Origin of the sequence: Streptomyces endophyticus (assembly GCF_035798155.1) — a bacterium.
GTDB lineage: Bacteria > Actinomycetota > Actinomycetes > Streptomycetales > Streptomycetaceae > Streptomyces > Streptomyces endophyticus.
Map to the genome: position 1 here is coordinate 52,638 of NZ_JAOZYC010000155.1, position 10,953 is coordinate 63,590.

A 10,953-nucleotide genomic window follows, 5' to 3' on the forward strand; every position below is an offset into this window, starting at 1 on the left:
GGCGGTGGTGCCGACAGAGGGCGAAGTGCGGTCAATTGGCCGTATGGAAGCGGTTATTGATCGTCCGTCATCCGCTCCACCGCCGTCTCCACCGTCCGCGTGTGCGCCCACGCCGCCTCGGCCGCCGCCTCCGGGTCGCGGCGCGCGATCGCGTCGGCCAGGTCGTCGTGGGAGCTCGCGCCGAGCGGCTCCGGCGTCCAGCTCGGGAGCAGCGAGGCGATGCTGTCGCGGACCGACTCGACGATGCTCTCGTACAGCTCCGTCATCAGCGGGTTGCCGCTCGCGGCGACCACGGCGCGGTGGAACTCCACGTCCCTCTCGACGTACGCGACCAGGTCCCCGCTCTCCTCGGCACGGCGCCGGGCGAGCAGGGCGGTCAGGATGCGGGCGAGGTCGGCCTCGCCGCGGTGGGTCGCGGCGGCGGGGGCGGCCTCCCGTTCGATGGCGAGGCGGATCTGGAGGATGTGCTTCAACTCGGCGCGGCGCAGGCGGCGTTGGAGCGCGGCGTTGAGGTCGCTGGCCGCGCGCACGTACGTGCCGTCGCCGCGGCGGGCCTCCAGGAGGCCGGTGTGGCACAGGGCACGGACGGCCTCCCGCACGGTGTTGCGGCCCACGCCGAGGTCCTCCACGAGCTGCCCCTCCGCCGGGATGCGGTCGCCCACGGCCCACTCCCCGCTCTCGATGCGCCGCTCGATCCGGCCGATGGTGCGCTGGACGAGGGTGGGTGCGGGCACGGGGTGGCCTTTCTTGTTGCTCGGGGTACGCGGGCCAAAATATCCCATGTATGGGGCGGTCGGCCAGCCCCATCTGGGGCTTATGCGTGAGTATGCACACCAATTTCGCAATGTCGTGGCGGAAACATGGGATGTTACGTTGGCTCGCATGCCGCAGCGTGATCCCGCATCCACACCCGCACCTGACGTGACGCCCCGGGGCTCCGCCCCAGACCCCGCTCCTCAAACGCCGGAGGGACTGAGAGGGGCAGCCGCTGGCCCCCTCCTCGCCGCCGGCATCCTCCTCATCGCCATGAACCTGCGGCCCGGCGTCGTATCCGTCTCGCCGGAGCTCGACACGATCCGCCACTCCACGGGGCTCAGCGGCTCGCTCGCGGGGCTGCTCACCACGCTGCCGATCCTCTGTTTCGGCCTCCTCGCCCCGTTCGCGGCGAAGCTCTCGCGGCGCATCGGCATGACGCGGGCGCTCGGCGCGATGATGGCGCTGCTCACGGCCGGCATCGCGCTCCGGCTCGCACCCGGCCTGCCCGCACTGTTCGCGGGAACGGTCCTGATCGGCGCGGCGATATCCCTCTCGAACGTCCTCGTACCGAGTGTCATCAAGCGCAACTTCGAGCACCGCACCGGGCTGATGATGGGCCTGTACTCGGTGGCCCTGTTCTGCGGCGCCGCGCTCGCGGCCGGGGTGACCGTGCCGCTCGGGGACGCGCTCGGGCTCGGCTGGCGCGGCGCGATCGGCGTCTGGGCGGTGCTCTCCGCGCTCGCGCTCGCACTGTGGGTGCCCCAGCTGCGCCGCTCGGACGCGCCGCCCTCGATGGCCCCGGGCGCCGCCGACTCCCGTACTCCGCTGCGCCGTTCACCACTGGCCTGGAAGATCACGCTCCTCATGGGGCTGCAGTCGTTGCAGTACTACGCGTGCGCCGCGTGGATCCCGGCGATGCTCACCAGTCAGGGCATGGACGGTACGCAGGCGGGGTGGATGCTGTCCGTGATGAGCCTCGCGGGCATCGCCGGTTCGCTCGCGTTCACGGCGCTCGTCGGCAGGTCCTCGAACCAGGTCGCCCTCTCCCTCGCCGGCTCGGTGCTCGTCCTCGGCTCCGTGCTCGGCCTGCTGGTGGCGCCGGTCGGCGGGGCGTACGCGTGGATGCTGATGCAGGGCTTCGGCTGCGGCCTGCTGATCAGCACGGCGCTCGCCGTGATCGTGCTGCGCTCCCCCGACGCGGCGCGTGCCGCGGAGATGTCCGGCATGGCGCAGAGCGTGGGCTATCTGCTCGCCGCCGCGGGCCCGTTCCTGCTCGGCGCGCTGCATGACGCGACGGACGGATGGACGGTGCCGCTGGTGATGCTCGCGGTGCTGTGCGTGCCGATGGGGCTCGCGGGCGTGGGCGCCGGGCGGGCCCGCCAACTGGAGGCGTGAACCGCCCGGTTCAGCGAGGTGACCTCACTCCGCCGAGCCGGGGTTCTTGCGCTGGTTGGCGTGGAAGCGCGCCTTCTTCTGGCGATTCCCGCACGTGTTCATGTCGCACCATTTGCGGGTGCGGCTCTGGCTGGTGTCGAAGAAGGCGGCCCGGCAGGTGGGTGACCCACACAGGGCCAGCTTTCCGTCCCGCTCACCCGCGATGACGCCGATCGCGTCGGCGGCGATCACACTGAGGGCGTCCTCCACTCGGGAATCCGGGCCGAGCCGCCAGCGCCGCTCGCCCTCGGGCGTCAGGACGGCCGCGGCCCGGCCCTGAACGCTGCGGTCGTTGATGACCTGGACAGCAGCTCCGGGGAGGGCGCCCTGGGTCGCGGCCGCCGTCGCGGCGGCGTGGATCGACTCCCTCAACTCCCGGGCGAGGTCGAGTTGGTCGAGGCTGCACGAGTCCACGGCGAGGCCGTACACCGCCAGCCAGTCGATGAGCCGCTGCGGCGTGGGAATCCGCTCCACAGGGCTGCCCCGACGCTCCGACAGGGTCCCCGTGAAGCTGGTCGCCAGCACGCTGCCGAGGCGGAAGTCAGGGAATCCAGAACGCATGGAACCACCTTAGGCGGTTGCAGCGCGGTTCGGACCACTGCTAGAACCGTCTTAGCCGGTTCCACGATGGCCAGGAGGTCTCATGCCCCGCCACACCAGCGACGTACAAGCTTTTGAAGCCCGCGCGACCGACGCCGACCTCGACGATCTGCGCGCGCGTCTGGCCGCGGCGCGGCTGCCGGAGGCCGAGACGGTCCGGGGCGCCGGGCCCGGCCCGCGCCGATGGGAACAGGGCGTTCCGCTCGCCGACCTCGTCGAGGTCGTGAACCACTGGCGCACCGGGTACGACTGGCGGGCGTTCGAAGCGCGCCTCGACGCGATCGGCCAGTTCCGCACGACCATCGACGGTCTGGGCATTCACTTCCTGCACCGCCGGTCCCCGCGCGCGGACGCCACTCCGCTGCTCATGACGCACGGCTGGCCGGACAGTGTCGCCCGGTTCACTGATGTCATCGACGACCTGGCGGACCCGAAGGACGCGGACGCGCCGGCCTTCCACGTCGTGGCCCCCTCGCTGCCGGGCTTCGGCTACAGCGACAGGCCGGCCACCACCGGGTGGGGAACCGAGAAGATCGCGGCCGCCTGGGTGGAGCTGATGGGCAGGCTCGGCTACGGCACGTTCCTGGCCCACGGCGGCGACTGGGGCGGCAACATCACCACGGTTCTCGGCGGCAGGTTCCCGGCGCACGTCCTCGGCATCCACACGACGTTCGCGGAGGGCGTGCCCGGCTTGACGACGGACGGGCTGACAGCGGCCGAGCGCGAGTGGGCCGAGGAGACCCGCGATTTCTGGCTGGGCACCGCGACGCGCCACCGCGCGGCGTACGCGAAGCAGCAGGCGACCCGGCCGCAGACCATCGGCTACGCGCTCGTCGACTCACCGGTCGGGCTGCTCGCCTGGATTCTCGACAAGTTCGCCGAGTGGACGGACACCGAGGACAGTCCCTTCGAGACGATTCCCATGGACAGAATCCTCGACGACGTCACCCTGTACTGGCTGACGCGGACCGGTGCGTCGGCGGCCCGCATCTACTACGAGAGCCACAACGCGCTGGACCCCGAACTCCGGGTCGACGTCCCGGCGGCCATCACCGCCTACCCCCGCGACGTCGAGAAGTGCCCGCGTCCCTGGGCGCAGGAGCGGTACCGGCAGATCGTCCGGTGGAACGAGCCCGAAAAGGGCGGACATTTCCCGGCCCTTGAGGTTCCCGAGTATTTCGTCAAGGACCTGCGGGAGGGCCTCGCGGCCGTGCTGGCCGCGAGGGGGTGAACACAACTGCAACGCAACTGGGTCCTGTTGACCCGTTGACCCGCCGTCGAGCCTCTGCGATCTTGGCAAGCGCTTTCCCGCTGCCCAGTGTCCAGGGGGACCCATGTCCGAGTCAGGCGCTCCACCACGTACCGTCACCGAGTCCAAGGGCCGCGCGCTCTTCTCGGGGCACCACACCCACTTGTGGGGTTTCCTGCTCGCGGGCTGGCTGATCAGCTACGCGGACCGCACCGTCACCGGCCCCGTCGTCGCCTGGATGATCGAGAACAAGGCCGGCTTCATCGGTGACGCCTCGAACCCGGCGACGCTCGGCGGGCTCATCGGCTCGATGTTCTTCACCGGCTACATGCTCACGCAGTACGCGGGCGGCCGGCTCGGCGACCGCTACGGCCACCGCGAGATGCTCGTCGTCTCCCTGCTGTGGGCGGGCCTGCTCACGCTCGTGTCTGGCCTGACCGGCGGGCTCATCGGCTTCGTCGTGGCGCGCGTGCTCACCGGGCTCGGCGAGGGTGTCTTCTACTCCAACGACCGTGTCCTGGTCATCAGTCACACGCCCGCGGCCCGCCGCACCATCGGCCTCGGCGTCGTCCTGTCCGGCCTGTCCATCGGCCTGACCATCGGCATCGTCGCCACCCCGCACCTCATCGACTGGGGCGGCACGCTGGGCATGGGCGGCCGGGCGTGGAGCATGCCGCTGTACGTGTTCGGCGTCGTGTCGCTGCTGGTGGCCGCGGCGACGTGGAGGTTCTTCCGGGGGCGCGGCGACAAGCCGTTGCGGATCGGCCCGCCCGCGCTGCGGCTGATCGCGTACTCGATCCCCGCGGCGGTCGCGATCCTCGTCCTGTTCCTGCTCGCCGACGAGTTCAGCTGGCCGGACTGGCTGACCGCGATCGGCTCCGCGGTGCTGTTCCTCGTCATGGTGACGATCGTGATCCGCGGCATCGTGCGCACCGGCCGCAGCACCCAACTCCTCAACCGGAACGTCTGGTTGATCTACATCGGCTTCATCGCCGTGATGTGGAACCTGTGGTTCTTCTCGTTCTGGTCGGTGCAGATCGTCGCGGAGGCCGCGCACAGCAGCCTGGGCGCGGCGGCCCTCACCGCGGCGTTCAACGCGGGCGCGGGCATCATCGGCTTCCCCGTCGGCGGCTGGATAGCGGACCGGCGGGTGCGCGCGGGCAAGGGCCGCAAGCCGCTCGCGGTGATCTGCGCGGCGGTGCACACGGTGCTCGCCGTCGCGTTCGGCGTCAGTGTCGCGAACGGCGACCCGTCGCTGCTGCTGCTCGGCCTGATCCTGTTCTGCTCGGGCCTGTTCTTCAACGCGCTCCAGCCGATCGTGCACAGCCTGCTGGGCGACCTGGCCGAGGAGAAGGACCGCGGTTCGCTGTTCGGCCTGTTCAACCTGGTCGCGGAGATCGGCGCGGTGGCCAGCCCCGTCGTCAGCGGTGTGCTGCGCGACGCGACGGGCAGCTGGGCCGCGGGCGTGTTCACCGCGGCCGGGGTGATGGCCGTGGCGGTCGTCCTCTACGCGCTGGTGAAGGAGCGCATCCCGGAGGTCGCCGCCACGTGACCCGGTCCGGGCTCAGCAGCCCTTGCGGATCGGCTCGATGGTGACCTTCGCCCGGTCCTCGACCCCCTGCATCCTGCCGTAGGTCGTGGAGTTGACGCGGAACCACTGGTCGTCGGCGCCGCGCTTGCCGCCCACGGCGTCGAGGCGCACGCACCAGCGCTCGGCCCGCAGGACCCGCGTGTACTTCTCGGTGCCCTTGCGCACCTTGTGGCAGTCGCGGACCTTCTTCGTCGTGTAGTAGGTCTTGGTGCGGCCCTTGCTGCGCTTGGTGTGCCGGACCTTGCGGGTGTCCGTCGCGCACTTCTTCACCAGGTGCGGCCGGGTGGCGCGGGTCGTGCGGCGGGACATGTGCCGCACCCCGTCGCGCACTCCGGTCACCTTGTCGTCGTGCTGCTCGATCGACTGGCTGTCGGCGGATCCGCCACCGCCGTGCGACGAGGCCGACTTCTCCGTTCCACCGCCGCAGGCCGCGAGCGCGACCACCAGCAGCATCGTCAGTCCGGCCAGGGTGGGGCGGCGCTTCACGGAATCGCTCCTCTATGTGTACATGCCATGGGAAAACAGCAGCGTATCGGAAGCGCTGCCGGTGACTGCCGATTCGTTATGCAACACCGGGGCGAAAAGTTCCCCTTGGATGTAGCTTGCCGTTCCGACGCATTCAGGTTGAATCGTCAACCCGGTCTGCCTACCAGAGGGAGCGATGAGCAGTCACATGCGGCAAATCGCGGCGCCCCGCCTGGCACCTCCGTTGGTGTCGGGAGGACTTGCCGACTCGGTCTTCAGCACCGCGCTGGAGGACCCGCGGCGCCCGCAGTTCTCGCTGCTCCGGGACGACGGTCCGCCGCAGGAGGTCAGCTCGTCGCGGTTCCGTGACGAAGTGATGGCCGTGGCCCGCGGGTTCCTCGCCTACGGGGTCGCCGCGGGGGACCGGGTGATCGTGATGTCGCGCACCCGCTACGAGTGGACGCTGATCGCGTACGCGCTGTGGACGTTGGGCGCCGAGGTGGTGCCGGTGTATCCGACGTCGTCGGCGGAGCAGGTGCGGTGGATCCTCTACGACACGGACGCGGTGGGCGTCGTCGTCGAGAACGAGCACAACGCGATGACGGTGGCCGCGGCCTACGGCGCGCGCACCGACCTGACCCGCCTGTGGGAGCTGGACTCGGGCGGCCTCGACGTGCTCATCGAGGCGGGCGCGTCGGTGCGGGACGAGGACGTGCACCAGCTGCGGGCCTCGGTGGCCCCCTGGCACACCGCCGTCATCTGCTACACGTCCGGCACCACGGGCCGCCCCAAGGGCTGCATCATCACGCACAGCAATCTGGCCTCGGAGTCGGACAACCTCCTGGTCGGCTGGGCCCCCGTGCTCACGCCGCCCGGCCAACAGCACTCCCTGCTCGCCTTCTTGCCGCTCGCCCACTGCTACGGCCTGATGGTGGTGGTCAGTTCGGTGCGCGGCGGTATCAACATCGCCCACCAGCCCGACGTCTCACCCAGCGCGCTGCTCCCCGCGCTCGCCGCGTTCCAGCCGACGATCATGTACGCGGTCCCGTACATCTTCGAGCGGATCTTCGCCAAGGCGCGGGTCAACGCCCAGGACGGCGGCCACACCGCCCTGTTCGAGCGGGCCGCGCGCACCGCGATCCGGTACGCGGCATCGGTGCAGCGCCACGCCGCGGGCGAGGGCCCCGGTCCCGGACCGCGCATGCGGCTCATGCACAAGGTGTACGACCGCCTCGTGTACGCGAAGGTGCGGGCGGTGCTCGGCGGCCGGGTGCGCAACGCGGTGTCGGGCGGCTCGCCGCTCTCCCGTGACCTCGGCCTGTTCTACCAGGGCTGCGGCATCACCGTGTACAACGGCTACGGCCTCACCGAGACGGCGGCCGCGGTCACCGCGCAGCCGCTCGGCGCGGTACGGCACGGCACCGTCGGCAAGCCGCTGCCGGGCAACGCCGTGTACATCGCGGACGACGGCGAGATCTGGGTGGCCGGCGACGTCGTCTTCGCGGGGTACCTCAACAACCGCAAGGCCACGGAGGCGGTGCTGCGCGACGGCTGGTTCGCCACCGGCGACCTCGGCCACCTCGACGCCGACGGCTACGTCGTCATCACGGGCCGCAAGAAGGACATCATCATCACCAGCGCGGGCAAGAGCGTCTCCCCGCAGACCCTGGAGGAGGAGCTGCGCGCCCACCCGCTGATCTCCGGCTGCCTGGTGATCGGCGACAACCGCCCCTACGTCACGGCCCTGATCACCCTCGATCCGGAGGCCCTGGCGAGCTGGCAGGTGCTCAAGGGCCGCTCCCTCAGCGCCCCCGCGGAGGCGGCCCTCGACGAGGAGCTGCACGGCCACATCCAACGCGCGGTGTCACGTGCCAACTCGCGTGTCTCGCGGGCCGAGTCGATCCGCGCCTTCCGCATCCTGCCGCACGAGTTCGGCGCCACCCAGGGCCTGCTCACGCCGTCCCTGAAGGTGCGCAGGGCCGCGGTCATGGAGGCGTACGCCCAGGACGTCGAGGAGTTGTACGCGGCGCGGTGAGCGGCGCCGCGCACAACGCGGTGTCCCCTCCGCCCGTCAGGAGGCCGTGGGCGTCCAGTCCCCGAGCCAGTCCGCGACCTCCTGCTGCGCGGCCTGCGCGTCGCTCAGCTGCGGCCTGTCGGCGCTCGCCGAACCGGCCCCGTCGCCGGTGTTCCTGTACTCGGCGAACCGGTCGTCCTTCCACGAGAAGCCGCCCATGTCCGTCCACGGCTTCGCCTTGATCGCGGCGCCCAGCGTGGAGTCGCGGACGGTGGCCTGCGGGTCGAGGGAGGCGTCGCCGCCCGCGTGCCAGTTGCGGCCGAGGTGGAAGCTGCCGGCGGAGACGTCGCCGCCGATGGTGGTCCGGTTGACGAGCAGGCCCTTCTGGCCGGCCGCGGTGCTCGGTGCCAGGACGTACCCGGCCGACGTGCCGTCCCACCGCTTCTTCAGGGTGATCACGGACTGGTCGATGACGGCGGTGGCGCCGCCGAAGACGAAGTCGACGTTGCCGACGACGTACGAGTTCTTCATGTAGACGCGCTTGCCCGCGCCGTCGAGCAGCAGCGTGTCCTGGTCGCCGCTGGTGATGACCGAGTCGAGGAAGACCTTGTCGGCGCTGGTGCGCAGCGCGACCGCCTGCGCGGCGATCGAGGTGTCCTTGCTCTCGTCGTAGTCGTTGCTGACGCTCAGGTTGCGCAGTTGGGTGTCGGCGGCGAGGACGGTGACGGTGGCGCTGCCCGAGGTGCCGTACGTCGATCCGTCCGGCTTCTTCGACCCGGCGGCGTGCCCCTCGACGAGCACGGTGGACTTGCGGCTCGATCCGGTGCCGACGATCGTCACGTGCGGTTTGTTCGCCGGGACGGTCACGGTGCCGCGGTACGTGCCGGGCGCGACCTTGATGTCCACGCGCGCGGTGTTGTTCGCGGGCACGGCGTCGACGGCGGCCTGCACCGTCTTGTACTGGGCGCTGCCGTCGGCGGCGACGGTGAGGGTGCTCGCGGCGGCCTTCACCTGATGGGTGCCGACGCCGATGGAACTCCTGGGCCCCACACCGGACTTGAGCAGTCCCGGCACGTCCGCCGCCTTGTCCAGGGTGTAGGCGTAGAAGTCCGACGGGGTGAAGGCGCTGCCGCCGCTCTCGTTGCGCCCGCTGGTGCCGGAGAAGACGCTGCCGCGCTGCACGAGGGTGGCGGTGTCGTCCTTGATGACGGGGTTGTTCACGCCCTGGAAGTAGCTGTTCTCCAGGACCATCTTCGTCCTGCCGCGCGAGTAGTTCCCGTACGAGGACGTGATGTCGGTGCCGGGGTCGTCCTGGAGGTAGTTGTTGTAGAGGTGCGCGTGGGCGGCGTTGTCGGTGGAGGGGTTGCGCTGTTCCGTCTCGCGGATCCAGTTGTGGTGGATGGTGATGTCGGTGACGACGTTCTCGGTCCAGCCGATGCCGAAGGCCTTGTTGTCGTTGCTGAGCTTGTTCCAGGAGACGGTGATGTCGGTCGAGTCCTTGCGGACGTCGATCAGTCCGTCGGCCATCCTGCGCAGGTCGTTGTGGTCGATCCACACGTGGTGCGCGCCGTCCATCTGGATGGCGTCGAAGTCGTGGTCCTTGTCGTTCCAGGTCCCCTGGTAGGAGTCGCGGATCGTCAGGTTGCGGATGATGACGTTGTGCACGCCGGTACCGAGGAAGAAGCCGCCGCCGACGATGTGCCCCGCGGTGCCGGCGCCCACGATGGTCTTGTCGGAGGCGACCTTGATCTCCTTGCCGACGGGGTCCATCGTGATCGCGCCCGCGACCACGATGACGTAGGGCTTGCTCGCGGTCGCGTACTTCTCCAGGTCGGCCAGGGTCTTCACGGTGACCGTCTCGCCGCCGCGTCCGCCGTACGTGCCGTCCTGGCCCTGCGCGTCGACGGAGGCGAAGCCGTCGGCGGTGTCGTCGGCCCATGCGGCGGCGGTCGCGGCGCTCGCCGTGTCCGCTCCGGCCGCGCCGAGGAACCCGCCGCCGTAGGCGAGGGCGGCCGCGGCGGCGACGGCGAGCGGGGCGCCCGCGAGGAGGACGGTTCGGCGTCTGCGGTGCCGGGGCTTGCTGCGGGTGTCGCTCATCAGCTCATGCACTCCGTACGTGGTGGGGGTACGCGTGCCGGGTGGCACGTGACGGTGTGGTGTTGCCGCGGGCGGCGGGGAAGGTTGCCGGGTGCCGGGTGCCGGGTGCCGGTGCATTTCAAGCCCCTGCGGCGTTTGAGCAGCGGGGTCCGGGGCGGAGCCCCGAGACCGCAACGCCGTGAGACCGCCACGCCCGTTGTCACACCCCGATGGCAAGATGCAGGAACCGGCCGGAGCCGGACGCGGTCGGAGAAGGGCGGGCCCGATGGGACGCAGTGAGCGGGAGGCCGTCGCCGACGGTTCGCGTCTCCACGCTGCCGTGCGCGGGCTGCTCGACGACCACGAGCGGGCGGTGCAGACCGTGCGGGACGCGCTCGCGCCGCTGCTCGACGAGTCGGTGGCGCGGGTCCTCGACACCATGCCCGTGGCGCGGCTGCAAGAGGCCACGGACGGGCGGGTCCGCGTCGGGCTGGTGGAGCGGGACGGCCTGCGCACGGTCCGGCAGGTCCTCGACGCCGGACCCGCCCGCCTCAACCAGATCCACGGGGTGGGCCCGCAGACCGCCACGCAGCTGCTGGCCGCAGCGGGTCGGCTCGCCGAGCGCGTGCGGCAGACCGCGGCGGTGCCGCTCGACGTGGACGCGCCGGAGCCCCGGACGACCGCGCTGGTCACGGCGCTGCACGTGCTGGTGGAGGCGGGCCCCGACGCCCGGCACGCCGTCGACACCGCGACCGGCATCGCCCGGCG

Annotated in this window: 8 protein-coding genes and 1 pseudogene; 5 read left to right on the top strand and 4 right to left on the bottom strand. The window is 71.0% G+C overall.

Annotated features, from left to right (window positions below):
- Positions 1 to 53 precede the first annotated feature (53 nt).
- The gene (locus tag OKJ99_RS31590) at positions 54 to 734 is read right to left on the bottom strand and encodes a FadR/GntR family transcriptional regulator (RefSeq protein WP_326021380.1); all 681 of its coding nucleotides are present in this window, start codon (positions 732 to 734) and stop codon (positions 54 to 56) included.
- A 292-nt stretch (positions 735 to 1,026) separates the two neighbouring features.
- On the opposite strand from OKJ99_RS31590, the gene OKJ99_RS31595 reads away from it, so the two are divergent.
- Positions 1,027 to 2,151 (top strand): CynX/NimT family MFS transporter, encoded by a 1,125-nt coding sequence (locus OKJ99_RS31595; RefSeq protein ID WP_326021381.1) that lies wholly within the window; start codon positions 1,027 to 1,029, stop codon positions 2,149 to 2,151.
- Positions 2,152 to 2,175: 24 nt separating this feature from the next.
- Here OKJ99_RS31595 and OKJ99_RS31600 read toward each other — a convergent pair whose 3' ends face one another.
- Entirely contained in the window at positions 2,176 to 2,751 is a 576-nt protein-coding gene (locus tag OKJ99_RS31600; protein WP_326021382.1) for a CGNR zinc finger domain-containing protein, read from the bottom strand.
- Between the two features lie 82 nt (positions 2,752 to 2,833).
- Here OKJ99_RS31600 and OKJ99_RS31605 point away from each other — a divergent pair, with 82 nt between their 5' ends.
- Together OKJ99_RS31605 and OKJ99_RS31610 are read left to right on the top strand one after the other, a co-directional pair.
- Positions 2,834 to 4,021, top strand: coding sequence for an epoxide hydrolase family protein (locus OKJ99_RS31605; RefSeq protein WP_326021383.1), 1,188 nt, complete (start codon positions 2,834 to 2,836; stop codon positions 4,019 to 4,021).
- A gap of 103 nt (positions 4,022 to 4,124) precedes the next feature.
- Complete coding sequence (locus tag OKJ99_RS31610; protein WP_326021384.1) at positions 4,125 to 5,591, top strand: MFS transporter; 1,467 nt, start codon at positions 4,125 to 4,127, stop codon at positions 5,589 to 5,591.
- Positions 5,592 to 5,603: 12 nt separating this feature from the next.
- Here OKJ99_RS31610 and OKJ99_RS31615 read toward each other — a convergent pair whose 3' ends face one another.
- On the bottom strand, positions 5,604 to 6,116 hold the full coding sequence (locus OKJ99_RS31615) for a hypothetical protein (RefSeq protein ID WP_326021385.1): 513 nt from the start codon (positions 6,114 to 6,116) through the stop codon (positions 5,604 to 5,606).
- Positions 6,117 to 6,303: 187 nt separating this feature from the next.
- On the opposite strand from OKJ99_RS31615, the gene OKJ99_RS31620 reads away from it, so the two are divergent.
- Entirely contained in the window at positions 6,304 to 8,130 is a 1,827-nt protein-coding gene (locus OKJ99_RS31620) for an AMP-dependent synthetase/ligase (RefSeq protein ID WP_326021386.1), read from the top strand.
- Between the two features lie 36 nt (positions 8,131 to 8,166).
- On the opposite strand, the gene OKJ99_RS31625 is transcribed toward OKJ99_RS31620, so the two are convergent.
- A complete protein-coding gene (locus OKJ99_RS31625; RefSeq protein WP_326021387.1) occupies positions 8,167 to 10,206 on the bottom strand; it encodes a pectinesterase family protein in 2,040 nt (679 codons plus the stop codon).
- A gap of 265 nt (positions 10,207 to 10,471) precedes the next feature.
- Here OKJ99_RS31625 and OKJ99_RS31630 point away from each other — a divergent pair.
- Positions 10,472 to 10,953, top strand: a pseudogene (locus OKJ99_RS31630) (ATP-dependent helicase); the annotation flags it as partial.

Coding starts and splice junctions, on each gene's coding strand:
- OKJ99_RS31595 (WP_326021381.1), top strand. CDS start 1,027: ATGAACCTGCGGCCCGGCGTCGTATCCGTCTCGCCGGAGCTCGACACG.
- OKJ99_RS31600 (WP_326021382.1), bottom strand. CDS start 2,751: ATGCGTTCTGGATTCCCTGACTTCCGCCTCGGCAGCGTGCTGGCGACC.
- OKJ99_RS31605 (WP_326021383.1), top strand. CDS start 2,834: ATGCCCCGCCACACCAGCGACGTACAAGCTTTTGAAGCCCGCGCGACC.
- OKJ99_RS31610 (WP_326021384.1), top strand. CDS start 4,125: ATGTCCGAGTCAGGCGCTCCACCACGTACCGTCACCGAGTCCAAGGGC.
- OKJ99_RS31620 (WP_326021386.1), top strand. CDS start 6,304: ATGCGGCAAATCGCGGCGCCCCGCCTGGCACCTCCGTTGGTGTCGGGA.
- OKJ99_RS31625 (WP_326021387.1), bottom strand. CDS start 10,206: ATGAGCGACACCCGCAGCAAGCCCCGGCACCGCAGACGCCGAACCGTC.